Genomic DNA, 14514 nt, shown 5'->3' with positions numbered 1-14514 from the left:
ACAGACGAGCCCCCCGACCCTCCGTCCTCCTTCATCCCCCGGAAGCTACACGCTTGTTCGACGTTGCGCGCCCCCTACCGGTGAGAAGCGGCCCTGAATGCTGAAATCCCCGCCTTTCAGGCGTGATGGGCGGTACAAGAGCGCATACGACGACGGCCCCGCTCCCTCGTGGAGGGAGCGGGGCCGCGGCAAGTCACGTACGGGTACGGCTACTTCGAGACGAAGCCGATCGCCGTGTAGTCCTTCTCGTCCGCCGAGTACGGCTTGCTGATCAGTTCCTTGCCGAGGTAGAGGCGGCCGCCCGAGTAGCGGATCTCGGAGCTCGAACTGCCGGGCACCATGCTGCTGATGGCGTTCTTGACGGTCTCCGTCGCCGGGGTCTCCAGGAGCGTCGTCTGCTTCATCGACTTGCCGTCGACGGTGACGATCTGGCTGCCCTTGTCGTACGGGCCGTCCTTGTAGGCCAGGATGTTCCCGCCGTCCATGCGGAGCGGGAAGATCTCGTACTCCCCGCCGTCCACGCGGTCGCTGGTCGACTTCCCGGTCTTCAGGTCGTACGAGACGAGCTCGTTGGTCATGCCGATGTCGCCGCCCGCGTCGTGCTGGCGGGTCGCGAGGTAGACGCGGCCGTTGCCGACGACGACCTTCGAGCAGCCCTCGGTCATGCCGACCTCGCAGTCGAAGTCGTACTTCTCGTCGTCGATGGAGATCTTCGTGACGAGCTTGCCGGAGGCGTCGAGGGAGAAGATGTCGGTGATGGTGCCCGCGGCGTTGTCACCGGTGCCGACGCCGAAGACGACCGGGTTGGTGGACAGCACCTTGGCGTTGTCGAGGCCGGTGGCGAGCTTGTACGACCACTTCGGGCTGCCGGTCTTCGGGTCCAGGAGCTGGACCTCGTACTTCTCGTTGTCGTAGTCGCCGCACTTGCGGACCGCGACCAGCTGCTCGCCGCCGCTGTAGCCGACGTCCTCGCAGGTGCCCTGCTGCGGCTTCCACAGGATGTTGCCCGCCAGGTCGAACGCGGCGCCGCCGCGCAGACCGCCGCCGACAGCGAGGGTGTCGCCGGTGAAGGAGAGCTCCTCGAAGGTCAGTGCCGAGGCGCCGGTGCCGACGGACTTCGTCCACTTCTTCTGGCCGGTGTTCACGTCGAAGAGCGTGATCTGGCTGCACGTCTGGTGGTCGCCGCCCTTGGGGCGCTTGGCGTCCTCGGAGACGACGGCGGCCAGGCCGTCCTTGGTGACGTCGGTGGACGAGCCACAGGTCTCGCCGGGCAGCGGCAGCGTCCACTTCTTCGCGCCGGTCGCCGGGTCGTAGCCGACGATCTCGTTGACGCCCGCCTTGGCGTACACCGTGTCGGTCAGCCAGGAGCCCTTGACGCTGTCGACCGTGTCCTTGGCGACCTGCGGCGCGGGCAGCTGGAAGGCGATGCTCGCCGCCGTGTTGGCGGGCACCTTCTCCTGGCCGGCGCCGCCGAAGCCGGTGCCGTCCTTGCCCTTGCCGCCGCCGGTGTCGCCGCCCTTGTCCTTGCCGTCGGCGGTGTTCTTCTTGTCGCCCTTGCCGTCGTCGGACGAACCGGCGTACCAGATGCCGCCGCCGACGATCAGGGCGATCACCACGACGGCCGCGGTGACGATCCACACGACGGGCGAGACGCCCTTCTTGCCACCGCCGTCACCGCTGCCGCCGCCGGTCGCGGCCAGCGGCGTGGTGGGCGGCTGCGGGTAGCCGTACTGCTGCTGCCCGTACTGCTGCTGCCCGTACGCCTGCTGCTGGCCGAACTGCGGCTGCCCGTAAGGCTGTTGGCCGTACGCAGGGGTGGGCGGCTGCTGCGGCTGCGGGGCCGGGTAGCCGTACCCCGGCGGGGTCGCCGGGGCCTGCGGGGGCGCGACCGGCGGGGCGGCCGGGGCGGGCGGAGTGGGGGCGCCGAAGCCGCCGGGCGGGGGCGTCGTGGGCGCACCGAAACCGCCGGCGGGCGGGGCGGGCGGAGCTGCCGGGGGCTGAGGGGCCTCGGGCTGCTTCTGGAACGCGTCCTGCGGCGGCTCGTTCGGCGGCTGCTGCGGCGGCTGGGGCGGCTGGGTCATGACGTGGGTACCTCGGGGTGCCTGGGGACGGGGAAGGGAAGAAGGGCGGGCCGGGTGAACTCGGCGCGCACGGACGTCAGTTGCCGTACGCCAGCATCAGCTTCTGCTGGCCCTTGGCGCTGCCGGAGAGCGAGGTGGCGGACAGGTAGAACCGCCCGTCGGCCCAGGCGACGTCCTTCGAGTAGAAGCCGCCCTCGACCGCGGCGGGACCCGCCGGGTTCTGCAGCAGCGTCTTCGGCGTGTGCGCGCCGGTGACCGGGATGGACAGGACGCGTCCCGGAGTGTCTCCGTACGACGCGGCCTCCATGTACGTGACGACGGCGCCGCCCTCGGCCTTCATCGGCAGCAGCGCCTGGTCCGCGGGCGACTTGACGCGCCAGCGCTCCTTGCCGCTGGTCAGGCTGATCGCCACGACCTCGTTCTGGCCGCCGGTCTTGCCCTTGGTCGGCATGTAGAGCGTGGAGGCGTCGGCGACGGCGCCCTGGCAGCCGTCCAGGTTCCGCGACAGGAACGAGAAGGACGCGCCGCAGTTGGTGTCGAGTCCGTCGACGCGCAGGCTCAGCGCGGAGTTGCTGTTGGCCTTGTACGAGGAGATGTCGTACACCTTCTTGTCGTCGTTCTGCGCGTAGACGACGAGCGGGCTGACGGAGTAGACGTTGGTGATCTGCCAGTCCTTGGGGTACTTCTTCGTCCACAGGGCCTTGCCGGTGTCCGGGTTCAACTGGCGCAGTTCCTCGTGGGCGTTGTTGCCGCCCGCGCCGCAGGACGCCACCGACAGGAGCTTGTCCTTGTTGCCGGTGTACGCCTTGGGGAAGCAGTCGTCGCCGTACTCCTCGACGACGAACTTCTTCTTCTGGCCGGTCGTGGCGTCCAGGGCGAGGCCCGACATGGAGCGGCCGACGATCAGGGTGTCGCTGCCGACGTAGGACAGGGAGATGCCGGTGCCGGTGCCGTCGAAGAAGTCGTCCTTGTTCTCCCGCTCGGGGATCTTCGCCGTCCAGCCCTTCTTGCCGGTGGCGAGGTCGATCTCCTGCACCTGGTTGCAGTTGGCGCGCGAGCTGGTGCCGCTCATGTAGGCGACGACGATCTTGCCGCTGTCGGACGCCTTCTTCGTGACGGAGCAGATCTTCTGCGGCAGCGTGATCGCGGGCCAACTGACCTTGCCGTCCGCCACGTTGTACCCGAGGACCTCCTTGTACGCGGCCTTCACCGCGACCTTGTCGGTGATCCACATGCCGGGGGCGTCGGCGCCGTCGCTGGAGACCTTGGGGGCCGTCTTGTACCAGAGGACCTTGGCCTCGCCGTTCGCGCGGCCCTTGTTCAGGTCGTCCTCGCCCGCGTGCCCGTCGCCCTGGCCGTCGCCCGGATTGACCGGGGTCGAGGCGGAGGCGGACACCTTGGGGTCCTTGTTCTTGTCTGCGGTGTCCTTCTTGCCGTCGCCGTCGTCGCCGCCGGTCACGGCGAACACGACACCGCCCGCGACGAGCAGCAGGGCGAGGGCGCCGCCGGCGATCGCCCAGGTCCTGCCCTTGATGCCGCCGCCACCGCCACCACCGGGGGGCGGCGTCTGAGGTGCTTGCGGGGGCATGCCGTAGGGCGGCTGCTGCTGCGTCTGTCCGTAGGGGCCCGGCTGCTGGGCGTACGGGCCCGGCTGCTGGGGGTAGCCGTAAGGGCCGGGCTGCTGGGGAGCCTGCCCGTAGGGGCCGGGCTGCTGCGCGTACGGGCCGGGCTGCTGCTGGGGGTAGCCGTAGCCGGGCTGCGGCGCGGCGGCGGGCGGCGGTGCCGTCTGCGGTGCCTGGCCCTGCGGCGCCTGGCCCTGTGGGGCCGGATCCTGTGGTGCTCCGAAGCCGCCGGACGGCGGCTGGTTGGGCGGCTGAGTCATCAGCGCTCCCCCCTCTTTCATGCTGATGTACAGGCACCCGGCAGCCTGGGTGATTTCCGGACGCTCATCGGTCGGTCACGGGGTGCGCTCAGGCCGCCCCCAGCGGCCCTTTCTATCACTCGGTGCACTAGCACAGCGGGCCGGTCCTTCCCCTGTGCCCAAGGGAGGACCGGCCCGTGATGCGTCCGTTACGCGCCTACACGAGGCCTTCACGCACCGCGCTACGCGTCATCGGCGAGTTCCAGCCAGCGCATCTCCAACTCCTCGCGCTCGGCGATCAGTTCCCGCAGCTCCGCGTCGAGCTTGGCCACCTTCTCGAAGTCCGTGGCGTTGTCCGCGATCTGGGTGTGCAGCTTGGCCTCCTTCTGGGAGACCTTGTCCAACTGCCGCTCGATCTTCTGCAGTTCCTTCTTCGCGGCGCGGGTGTCCGCGGCGGACGGTCCGGACTTGACCTCGGCCGCCGCCTGTACGGGTGCCGGGGCGGCGGCCTCGATCATCCGCTCGCGGCGCTCCAGGTACTCCTCGATGCCGCGCGGCAGCATCCGCAGGGTCGCGTCGCCGAGCAGCGCGAACGTGTTGTCCGTGGTCCGCTCGATGAAGAACCGGTCGTGGGAGATGACGATCATCGATCCCGGCCAGCCGTCGAGCAGGTCCTCGAGCTGGGTGAGGGTCTCGATGTCGAGGTCGTTCGTCGGCTCGTCGAGGAAGAGGACGTTCGGCTCGTCCATCAGCAGGCGAAGCAGCTGGAGCCGCCGCCGCTCACCACCGGACAGGTCGCCGACGGGCGTCCACTGCTTCTCCTTCGAGAACCCGAACTGCTCGCACAGCTGGCCCGCGGTCATCTCGCGACCCTTGCCGAGGTCGACGCGGTCGCGGATCTGCTGGACGGCCTCCAACACCCGCAGGGACGCGGGCAGTTCGGTCACGTCCTGCGAGAGGTACGCGAGCCGCACGGTCTTGCCGACGACGACCCGGCCGGCGACGGGCTGGATGTCGCCCTGGCTGGTGGCGGCATCCGCGAGGGCGCGCAGCAGGGACGTCTTGCCCGCGCCGTTGACCCCGACCAGGCCGATGCGGTCGCCGGGGCCGAGCTGCCAGGTCAGGTGCTTGAGCAGCACCTTGGGACCGGCCTGGACGGTCACGTCCTCGAGGTCGAAGACGGTCTTGCCGAGCCGGGCGTTCGCGAACTTCATCAGCTCGCTCTTGTCACGCGGCTCGGGCACGTCGGCGATCAGCTCGTTGGCTGCCTCGATGCGGTAGCGCGGCTTGGACGTACGGGCGGGGGCACCGCGCCGCAGCCAGGCCAGCTCCTTGCGCATCAGGTTCTGCCGCTTGGCCTCCTCGGTCGCGGCGATGCGCTCGCGCTCGGCGCGCGCGAACACGTAGTCCGAGTAGCCGCCCTCGTACTCGTACACGTCACCGCGCTGCACGTCCCACATCCGCGTACAGACCTGGTCGAGGAACCAGCGGTCGTGGGTGACGCAGACGAGCGCGGAGCGGCGGGCCTGGAGGTGCCGGGCGAGCCAGGCGATGCCCTCGACGTCGAGGTGGTTCGTCGGCTCGTCGAGGACCAGCAGGTCCGGGTCGTCGATGAGCAGCTTGGCGAGGGCGATGCGGCGCCGCTCGCCACCGGACAGCGGCCCGATGACGGTGTCGAGGCCCTGCGGGAAGCCCGGCAGGTCGAGGCCGCCGAACAGGCCGGTCAGCACGTCGCGGATCTTGGCGTTGCCCGCCCACTCGTGATCGGCGAGATCACCGATGACCTCGTGCCGGACGGTCGCCTCGGGGTCGAGGGAGTCGTGCTGCGTCAGCACGCCGAGCCGCAGCCCGCCGCTGTGCGTGACGCGCCCGCTGTCGGCCTCCTCCAGCTTGGCGAGCATCCGGATCAGGGTCGTCTTCCCGTCCCCGTTGCGCCCCACGACGCCGATCCGGTCGCCTTCCTGCACGCCGAGGGAGACGCCGTCGAGCAGGGCACGGGTGCCGTACACCTTCGAGACGTTCTCGACGTTGACCAGATTGACTGCCATTTCGCTCCGCTCCGGGGGGTGGGCCGCGGGGGTGGGCCCGACTTTCAAGCGTAGTCGGGGTCGGGGGTGGGCTTCGCGCCGCGGGGGCGAGCACCGGCGCCGGGCGCCCGCCGGCGGGACTCCCGAGCCGCTTACCGGGCGCGACGGTCAACGCCGGCCGACCGGAATCCCCCCGATCTGCTCCAGCGCATCCCAGTCGCCGGGACGCCCCAGATCGTCGATCCCGGACTCGGCACCGCAGCACGGGCAGCGAACCTCCGCCGGGACCCCGTCGCGCCAGAAGACGCGCCCCTTGAAGCCGCGTTCCGCCCGGTCAACAGGGAGGGGGCAGGAGCGGGTTCCTCCACCCGGGAGGGACGTTCTGCAGTTGCCGCACGAGGTCCCGGCCGGCGGGCCGGGACCGGGCGGACCGCCATCCGGCGCTCAGCCCTTCGCCTCCCGCCCCGCGCCAGTACCGCCACCTCACGCGGACGAGCAAGACGGCCTCCCGTACCCAGCGCCGGCGGCGGCAGCGGATGGCCCCGGAGAGCCATCGCCGCGTGGACCGACAGGAGCGCGGCCGTGCTCAGCGGGAGTGCCGCACGGCCCAGGTGGCGGCGACGGGGGCCGCGAGGGCGTCCAGTGGTGTTCATGGACGCAGCGTCCCGCGCGACCCGGGCCCCGCGGCAGCGGCCACGTACTCACGTCACCGCTGAGTACTACCGAGTACTGCCCAGCTCGAGATCGACCGCCCCCCGCAACAGCTCCCGCACCCGCTCCAGCGGAGCGGACCCGCTGAGCCACCGTTCGCTCAGGCCCTCGACCAGGGCGGTCAGCCGCTCCGCCGCGGCCTGCGCGTCCACCCCGGGCGCGGCCCGGCGGATCAGCCCGGCGGCGTCCTGCGTCCAGGCCCCGCTCGCCGCGGCCAGCTGTTCGCGCAGGTCGGGGTCGAAGACGGCCGTGGCCCGCAGTTCGCCCCAGGCCGCGCTGGTCTCCCGTACCTCCGGGTCGTCCCGCAGCTCGAGGAGCAGCATCTCGGTGAGCCGGGTGCGCGGGTCCGCGGAGGTCTCCAGGGCCGCGTCGGTGTAGCGGACGGCCCGCTGGTTGATGAACCCCAGAGTGGCGCGCAGCAGGCCGCCGCGGTCCTTGAAGTGGTAGTAGATCAGCGCGGTCGAGACGCCGGCCTCGGCGGCGACCTCCTCGACGCGCAGTCCGCGTACGCCGCGGTGGGCGATCAGGCGGGCGGCGGCCTGGAGTATCCGGGTCTGCCGGGCGGGCCGGTCGGGCACTGCGCGCTCCTGAAGCTCCTGGGGATCGGCCGGTGGCCGGGTTCCATGATGCCTTACGCTCGAAACTGACCGAATTTTCAGTCAGGGAGTCGGAGAGCCAGGGAGTCAGGCGATCACCATGGGCGGCATGTCACGGCGGCGGACCCTGCGGGCGGCGCTCGCGACCGGCCTCGGCGGGGCGCTCACCGCCTGTGCGGGCAAGGACGGCCCGCGCACGGACAGCCCGGGCAGGGGCGCTCTGCGCATGCCCGACGAGGCCCACCCGCACGAACTGACCTACATGTCGTGGCCGACGCGGAGGATCTGGGGCGCGGACACGGCCGGGGTGCACAGCGACATCGCGGGGATCGCGCGGGCGATCGCCGCGTTCGAGCCGGTGGCGCTGCTGGCGAACGAGCAGGACGCCGAGGCCGCCCGCAAGGCGTGCGGCTCCGGGGTGGAGGTCGTGCCGATCCCGGTCGACGACCTGTGGATGCGCGACACCGGGCCGAACTTCGTGCTCGGCGGCGACGGGGGCATCGCCGGGGTCGACCTGAACTTCAACGGCTGGGGCCGCAAGCAGGCCCACGGCCGCGACGGCAGGGTCGCGCGGGAGATCCTCGCCGACGAGAAGATCGAGCGGATCCAGGCCCCGGTCACCGGCGAGGGCGGCTCGATCGAGGTCGACGGCCGGGGCACGCTCATGGCGACCGAGAGTTCGCTGGTCAACGGCAATCGCAACCCCGGCAAGTCCCGGGACGACATCGAGCGGGCACTGAAGGAGTTGTACGGCGTCACCACCGTCATCTGGGTGGACGGCGTCCGCGGGCACGACATCACGGACTTCCACATCGACGCCCTGGCCCGGTTCTCCGAACCCGGGGTCGTGGTCATGAGCACCCCGGACGCCGAGGCCCCGCAGGACGTGTGGACCCGCGCCCACGACCAGGCCCGCGGCGTCCTCGACCGGGCAACGGACGCCCGGGGCAAGGGACTTGAGATCGTCGAGCTGCCCGAGCCGGTCGACATCGGCCGCCGCGGGGACGGTTTCCTCGCGAGCTACGTCAACTACTACGTGGTCAACGGCGGGGTCGTCCTGCCCCGCTTCGGCGACCGCAGGGCGGACCGGGACGCCGCGTCGATCGTGCGCGAGCTGTATCCCGGCCGGGAGGTGGTGCAGGTCTCCGTCGACACCCTCGGGGAGGGCGGGGGCGGCATCCACTGTTCGACCCAGCAGTTGCCCAAGTCGGCCTGACCCGGGTCCCGTTCAGCGCGCTCAGATAAGAGTCGCTCCCGGCGCGGGCGACGACGCGACCCGGGCCGTGCGGCACGTGCCCGACGCGATCAGCGCCTGCGCCACCCGCCGCGCACCCGCCTCGTCCGCCGCGAGGAACGCCGTCGTCGGCCCGGACCCGGACACGAGCGCGGCGAGCGCACCGGCCGAAGTCCCCGCGTCGAGCGTGGACTTGAGGGACGGGAAGAGGGAGAGGGCCGCGGGCTGCAGGTCGTTCGTGACGGTGGCCGCGAGCGCGTGCACGTCACCGGTGCGCAGCGCGTCGAGCAGCGCGGGCGAGGCGACGGGCTCCGGCGGCGCGTCCGGGCTCAGCCGGTCGAACTCCCCGTACACGGCCGGGGTGGAGAGCCCGCCGTCCGCGACGGCGAACACCCACCAGAACTCCCCGCCCACGTCCAGGAGTTGGAGCTTCTCGCCGCGCCCGGTGCCGAGCGCGGCGCCGCCGACCAGGCTGAACGGCACGTCGCTGCCCAACTCGGCGCAGATGTCGAGGAGTTCGGCCCGGGAGGCGCCCGTACCCCACAGCGCGTCGCAGGCGACCAGCGCGCCCGCCGCGTCCGCGGAGCCGCCCGCCATGCCGCCCGCGACGGGGATGTCCTTGGCGATGTGGATACGGACCTTCGGCTCGCCCAGGCCGTGCCGCTCGGCCAGGGCGATCGCCGCCCGCGCCGCCAGGTTCGTACGGTCCAGGGGAACTTCGGGAACGAGGGCGCCGCCCGGGCCCGTGCACGTGAGGGAGAGCGAGTCCGCGGGGGACACGGTCACCTCGTCGTACAGGCCGACGGCGAGGAAGACGTTGGCCAGGTCGTGGAAGCCGTCGGGGCGGGCGCCGCCCACCGCGAGCTGCACGTTGACCTTGGCGGGGACGCGTACGGTCACCGGGGCCGGAGAGGTCACGCCTTCGCCTCCGCGATCCGGGCGAACTCGTGCACCGTCAGCGCCTCACCGCGCGCCTGCGGCGAGACCCCGGCCGCGACCAGGGCGGCCTCCGCGGCCGCCGCGGACCCGGCCCAGCCGGCGAGCGCCGCGCGCAGCGTCTTGCGGCGCTGGGCGAACGCGGCGTCGACGACCGCGAAGACCTCTTCCTTCGTCGCGGTCGTGTCGATCGGCTCGCTGCGGCGGACCAGGGAGACGAGGCCGCTGTCGACGTTCGGCGCGGGCCAGAACACGTTGCGCCCGATGGATCCTGCGCGCTTGACCTCGGCGTACCAGTTCGCCTTCACGGACGGCACGCCGTACACGCGGGAGCCGGGGCCCGCGGCGAGCCGGTCGGCGACCTCCGCCTGGACCATGACGAGGGTGCGCTCGACGGTCGGGAAGGTGTCGAGCATGTGGAGCAGGACGGGGACCGCCACGTTGTACGGGAGGTTCGCGACGAGGGCGGTCGGTGCAGGGCCCGGGAGCTCCCTCACCTGCATCGCGTCGATGTTGACGAGGTCGAACGCGTCCTTCTTCGCGGGGACGCGGGCGGCGATCGTGGCGGGCAGCGCGGCGGCGAGCACGTCGTCGATCTCCACGGCCGTCACGTGCCGGGCCACCTCGAGCAGCGCGAGGGTGAGCGAGCCGAGGCCCGGGCCGACCTCGACGACCACGTCGTCCGCGGTGACCTCCGCGGTGCGCACGATGCGGCGGACCGTGTTGGCGTCGATGACGAAGTTCTGGCCGCGCTGCTTGGTGGGGCGCACGCCGAGGACGGCGGCCAGTTCACGGATGTCTGCGGCGCCGAGGAGGGGGCCCTGGGGGTCAGTGGTGCTCACCGTTCAAGGGTACGGGGCGCCCGCACCCCCCAGTCACCCGTGCAGCCGCGGCCCGCAGTGCGGCCACGGGCTGGCGCCGCGGCGTACGTACAGCTTCTTCGCCCGGTAGGTCTGCTCGGAGGCGGACGCGTCCTGGGGGCGGCCCGAGCCGCCGAGGCTCTGCCAGGTCTGGGTGTCGAACTGGTAGAGGCCGCCGTAGGTGCCGGTGGCGTCCGTCGCGCCCGGACGGCCGCCCGACTCGCAGGAGGCGAGCGAGGACCAGTTCAGGGAGTCGGCCCCGGCCACGGACGTGGGCAGCGCCTTCGTGCCGACGCGGACCAGCTGCGTGCGCGGCTCGCGCACGACCTCCGCCTTCACGCGGCGCGGCTTCTGCTTGACCCCGTTGACCGTGCGCAGCTCGTACGTGACGCGCTTCGTGCCGGGCTCCCCGGCGCGCGTGACGACCTCGGTGCCCCGGAAGAGGTCCGGGTCCTGGGTGCGTTCGGTCGCGTACGGGATCGGCTCCTCGCGGACCTCCTTGGTGCCCGTCACGCGCATCACCGTGATCGTCTGCCCGTCGCGCGGGAAGCCGTCGAGCGGCACGGACGTGGTGTCCTGGCCGCGCAGCGAGATGCCGGCCTCGTCGACGGCCTCGCGCACGGTCGCCGCGTTCGTGCGGATGGTGCGGCGCCGCCCGTCGGCCATGATCGTGACGCTGCGCTCGGTGCGGACGTCGAGGTCGAGGCCGTGCCGCTCGATGCGCTGGGAGCGGGACGTGGACACGTACGCGCCCTCGGCCCGCACGCCGAGCTGGCGCAGCGCCCCTTCGACGGTGGGGGCGGTCGTCCACACCTGGCGGCGCCGGCCGTCGAGGGTGAGCTGGACGGGCCGGCCGTAGCGGACGGCGACCTCGTCGCCGCTGGCCAGGGCCGCGTGCCGGCCGGGCGCCACGAGGTCGTGCTCGCCGATGTCGACGCCCTCGTCGGCGAGGAGTTCGGTGACGTCGTCGGCGAAGGTGTGCAGGGTGCGCTCCTTGCCGTCGACGGTGAGCTGGATCGCCTTGTCGTTGGCGACGAACGCGGAGGTGCCGCCCGCGAGGAACGCGACGACGAGCGCCTGCGGCAGCAGCCTGCGCAGCGCCTCGGGCCGCCCCTCGGACTTCTTGCGCCGTGCGGCACGGCGGGCGGCGGCCCGGCCGCCGGGTGCGGCGGGCGCCGAGTGGCGGGCCGCGGAGGCCGGGGACTGGCGCGGCAGCCGGGGCTCGGTGGGGGCCGCAGCCTGCCGCTCGTAGGCGTTCCCGTACGCGTTCGGGTTCTCGTTCTCGTACGCGGTCTCGTACGCGTTCTCGTAGGCGGGCCGGTAGGTGTCGTACGCGGCGGCCGTGCCCTGCGGGTACGGCTCGTACGGCGCGTCGGTCTCGTACGGCTGCTGCGGCCGGTACGTCTCCTCGTACGTCTCGTACGGCGAACTGCTCACGACGACGCTCCAGGCGCTCCAGGGGTCCGGCCCCCGGGCGGGGGTGGATCGGGCGAGCAGAACCTAGCGGAGCGGCCGTCACTCTCCCAAGCAACGCGACTACTCAGTGTCGCGACTCTGCCCGAAGGTGAGCGGGTCCGGGCGAGGCCGGTCGTTATCGGTCAGTAACCAAAAGCGCGGGCGGTGTTGGCGGAGACCGACGTCGCGAGGGCTTCCTCGGTGACGCCCTTGACCGCGGCCATGGCCCGCAGCGTGACCGGAATGAGATACGGGGCGTTAGGCCGACCGCGGTACGGGGCGGGCGTCAGGAAGGGCGCGTCGGTCTCGACGAGGACCAGTTCCTGCGGGGCGACGGCCAGCGCGTCGCGCAGCGGCTGCGCGTTCTTGAACGTCATGTTGCCCGCGAACGACATGAAGTAGCCGCTCCGTGCGCAGACTTGAGCCATCTCGGCGTCGCCGGAGTAGCAGTGGAAGACGGTGCGCTCGGGGGCGCCCTCCTCCTTCAGGACGCGTAGCACATCGTCGTGGGCGTCGCGGTCGTGGATGACCAGCGCCTTGCCGTGCCGCTTGGCGATCTCGATGTGCGCGCGGAAGGACTTCTCCTGGGCGGCCTTGCCCTCGGGCCCGGTGCGGAAGTAGTCGAGGCCGGTCTCGCCGACGCCCTTGACCTGCGGCAGAGCGGCGAGCCGGTCGATCTCGGCGAGGGCCTCGTCGAGCCCGGCGTCACCGAGGGCCTGCCTGGCGCCCTGCCTCGACCAGCCGTCCGGGTCGCCGTGCACGATGCGCGGCGCCTCGTTCGGGTGCAGGGCGACGGTCGCGTGGACGCTCGCGTGCTGCTCGGCGACCGCGGCCGCCCACTGCGAGCCCTTGATGTCGCAGCCCACCTGCACCACGGTCGTCACGCCCACCGACGCCGCCTTGGCGAGGCCCTCCTCGACGGTGCCCGCCTGCATGTCCAGGTGGGTGTGCGAGTCGGCGACCTCCACCGCGAGGGGCGCGGGCAGCGGCGGCGGGGTGACGTCCTTCTTGTCCTTGGAACGCTCGGGGCTCATGACCCCGATCCTACGAAGCCGCTACGGAAGCGCGCTCACGCCTCCTTCTTGTGGTGGCTGAAGGGGTGCAGCAGGTCGGACAGGTGCCAGTGGTGGCGCTCCCGCTGCTCGGGCACCTCCGCCGCTCCGTCGCCCGTCACCGGGGCCGGCCGGCGGGTGTGGAAGGCGGCGAGCGCCGAGGAGACCGACGAGACCTGACCCGCGCGCATGATCCGTACGACGTGACCGCCGCAGTTCAGGCAGGTGGGCCGGGTCAGCGGCGACGGCACGTGCTCGCCGTCCGCCACGTACATCACGAACTCCGCGCCGTCGCCGTCGACGTGGTGCTCTATCTCGTACGACTGCTCCCAGCCGTGCCCGCATCGCATACAGGCGAACGCGTAGGCCTCGTGGGCAATGGATATCGCCGCGCTGCGCTGGGGGACGGGGTGTGATTCAGCCGTATCGGCGCCGGTGGCCGCAGGGGCCGTCCTGGAGACCGCGAACTCGCTCATGCCAGCTCCTCTTGTCCGCTGGACAAGCGCTGCCCGGGGGCAGCGTGGGGACGGGTGCGTCCCCTTCAACCAGTGGACGCCTCCGCCGGGCGGAGCGCAAAAGACCTGTCGACTATTGGAGTCGATTTGGCATTTCCCTGTCGAAATGGCCGCGGCACCCGGTCTTCGCTTTGCTTTTCGGGTGGGTCCTTTACGCGCCTATGGGGCGGTCCGATCCGCATTCTTTGCCGCGACCACAGCATCGAAGACGTCCCTCTTGGGTAGGCCGACTTCAGCGGCGACGGCGGCGATCGCCTCCTTGCGCCGCTCCCCCGCCTCCTCCCTCACGCGCACCCTGCGCACCAGCTCGTCGGGGGTGAGGTCGTCGGCCGACTTCGCCGGGGCGCCCTCCACGACGACGGTGATCTCCCCGCGCACGCCCTCGGCGGCCCACGCGGCGAGCTCCTTGAGGGGGCCGCGCTTCACTTCCTCGTACGTCTTGGTCAGCTCGCGGCAGACGGCGGCCCTGCGGTCCTGGCCGAACGCCTCGACCATCGCCGCGAGGGTGTCGTCGAGCCGGTGCGGAGCCTCGAAGTAGACGAGGGTGCGCCGCTCGTCCGCGACGTCCTTGAGCCGGGTCAGCCGCTCGCCCGCCTTGCGCGGCAGGAACCCCTCGAAGCAGAACCGGTCGACGGGCAGCCCCGACAGCGCGAGCGCGGTGAGCACGGCGGACGGGCCCGGCACCGCGGTGACCCGGATGTCCCGCTCGACGGCGGCCGCGACGAGCCGGTACCCGGGGTCGGACACCGACGGCATCCCCGCGTCGGTCACGAGCAGCACGCGCGCGCCGCCCGCGAGGGCCTCGACGAGCTCGGGCGTACGGGCCGCCTCGTTGCCCTCGAAGTACGACACGACGCGCCCGCCGACCTGCACGCCGAGCGCCTGCGCGAGCCGCTTCATGCGCCGGGTGTCCTCGGCGGCGACGACATCGGCGACGGCCAGCTCCTGGGCGAGCCGCGGCGGCGCGTCGGAGATGGCGCCGATGGGGGTGCCGGCCAGCACCAGCGTTCCGGGCGCGTCGGCGGAGTCGGGGGATTTCGCGGTTCCTGTCACGGATCCATCCTCGCAGGGCGGGGGCCGACCGAGTCGGCCAGGCCGGATCAGGGAGCGGCGTCTGGTGCGGTGCATCGCAAGGCGGAGGAGGGCGCCAACGCGGAGCGTTGGTAACCGACGACAACGCGGCGAG

At 72.1% G+C, this 14514-nt stretch carries 11 protein-coding genes; 1 reads left to right on the top strand and 10 read right to left on the bottom strand.

The window, feature by feature from the left end:
• Nucleotides 1-209 precede the first annotated feature (209 nt).
• The 4 genes from ACIBUY_RS28540 to ACIBUY_RS28525 all read right to left on the bottom strand — a co-directional run bounded on the left by ACIBUY_RS28540 (nucleotide 210) and on the right by ACIBUY_RS28525 (nucleotide 7258).
• Entirely contained in the window at nucleotides 210-2081 is a 1872-nt protein-coding gene (locus tag ACIBUY_RS28540; protein ID WP_399154156.1) for a PQQ-binding-like beta-propeller repeat protein, read from the bottom strand.
• Nucleotides 2082-2157: 76 nt separating this feature from the next.
• A complete protein-coding gene (locus ACIBUY_RS28535; protein WP_399154155.1) occupies nucleotides 2158-3963 on the bottom strand; it encodes a PQQ-binding-like beta-propeller repeat protein in 1806 nt (601 codons plus the stop codon).
• A 221-nt stretch (nucleotides 3964-4184) separates the two neighbouring features.
• On the bottom strand, nucleotides 4185-5990 hold the full coding sequence (locus tag ACIBUY_RS28530) for an ABC-F family ATP-binding cassette domain-containing protein (protein WP_365566158.1): 1806 nt from the start codon (nucleotides 5988-5990) through the stop codon (nucleotides 4185-4187).
• Between the two features lie 698 nt (nucleotides 5991-6688).
• On the bottom strand, nucleotides 6689-7258 hold the full coding sequence (locus ACIBUY_RS28525) for a TetR/AcrR family transcriptional regulator (protein ID WP_365566157.1): 570 nt from the start codon (nucleotides 7256-7258) through the stop codon (nucleotides 6689-6691).
• Between the two features lie 127 nt (nucleotides 7259-7385).
• On the opposite strand from ACIBUY_RS28525, the gene ACIBUY_RS28520 reads away from it, so the two are divergent.
• Entirely contained in the window at nucleotides 7386-8492 is a 1107-nt protein-coding gene (locus ACIBUY_RS28520; protein ID WP_399154154.1) for an agmatine deiminase family protein, read from the top strand.
• A gap of 21 nt (nucleotides 8493-8513) precedes the next feature.
• Here ACIBUY_RS28520 and ACIBUY_RS28515 read toward each other — a convergent pair whose 3' ends face one another.
• The 6 genes from ACIBUY_RS28515 to rsmI form a co-directional block, all read right to left on the bottom strand.
• Entirely contained in the window at nucleotides 8514-9428 is a 915-nt protein-coding gene (locus ACIBUY_RS28515) for a 4-(cytidine 5'-diphospho)-2-C-methyl-D-erythritol kinase (protein WP_399154153.1), read from the bottom strand.
• Nucleotides 9425-10288 carry a 16S rRNA (adenine(1518)-N(6)/adenine(1519)-N(6))-dimethyltransferase RsmA gene (rsmA, locus tag ACIBUY_RS28510; protein ID WP_399154152.1) on the bottom strand — a complete coding sequence of 288 codons (864 nt, stop codon included), beginning with the start codon at nucleotides 10286-10288 and terminating at the stop codon, nucleotides 9425-9427. The genes ACIBUY_RS28515 and rsmA overlap by 4 nt, the downstream gene beginning before the upstream one ends.
• Before the next feature lie 33 nt (nucleotides 10289-10321).
• A complete protein-coding gene (locus ACIBUY_RS28505) occupies nucleotides 10322-11743 on the bottom strand; it encodes a ubiquitin-like domain-containing protein (RefSeq protein ID WP_365566149.1) in 1422 nt (473 codons plus the stop codon).
• A 161-nt stretch (nucleotides 11744-11904) separates the two neighbouring features.
• A complete protein-coding gene (locus ACIBUY_RS28500; RefSeq protein ID WP_365566148.1) occupies nucleotides 11905-12795 on the bottom strand; it encodes a TatD family hydrolase in 891 nt (296 codons plus the stop codon).
• Nucleotides 12796-12830: 35 nt separating this feature from the next.
• Entirely contained in the window at nucleotides 12831-13289 is a 459-nt protein-coding gene (locus tag ACIBUY_RS28495; RefSeq protein ID WP_365566147.1) for a hypothetical protein, read from the bottom strand.
• Nucleotides 13290-13487: 198 nt separating this feature from the next.
• Nucleotides 13488-14381, bottom strand: a complete 894-nt coding sequence (gene rsmI, locus ACIBUY_RS28490; RefSeq protein WP_365566146.1) for a 16S rRNA (cytidine(1402)-2'-O)-methyltransferase — start codon at nucleotides 14379-14381, stop codon at nucleotides 13488-13490.
• Nucleotides 14382-14514: the final 133 nt, after the last annotated feature.

This window comes from Streptomyces sp. NPDC050085 (assembly GCF_044460595.1).
Taxonomy (GTDB): Bacteria; Actinomycetota; Actinomycetes; order Streptomycetales; family Streptomycetaceae; genus Streptomyces.
The sequence above is the reverse complement of the archived record's forward strand: the minus strand, read 5'-3'. Positions and strand labels throughout refer to the sequence as shown.

What these genes read in the sequence shown, in the direction of transcription:
- ACIBUY_RS28535 (WP_399154155.1), bottom strand. Translation starts at nt 3,963, where the DNA reads ATGACTCAGCCGCCCAACCAGCCGCCGTCCGGCGGCTTCGGAGCACCA.
- ACIBUY_RS28540 (WP_399154156.1), bottom strand. Translation starts at nt 2,081, where the DNA reads ATGACCCAGCCGCCCCAGCCGCCGCAGCAGCCGCCGAACGAGCCGCCG.
- ACIBUY_RS28520 (WP_399154154.1), top strand. Translation starts at nt 7,386, where the DNA reads ATGTCACGGCGGCGGACCCTGCGGGCGGCGCTCGCGACCGGCCTCGGC.
- ACIBUY_RS28530 (WP_365566158.1), bottom strand. Translation starts at nt 5,990, where the DNA reads ATGGCAGTCAATCTGGTCAACGTCGAGAACGTCTCGAAGGTGTACGGC.
- ACIBUY_RS28500 (WP_365566148.1), bottom strand. Translation starts at nt 12,795, where the DNA reads ATGAGCCCCGAGCGTTCCAAGGACAAGAAGGACGTCACCCCGCCGCCG.
- ACIBUY_RS28495 (WP_365566147.1), bottom strand. Translation starts at nt 13,289, where the DNA reads ATGAGCGAGTTCGCGGTCTCCAGGACGGCCCCTGCGGCCACCGGCGCC.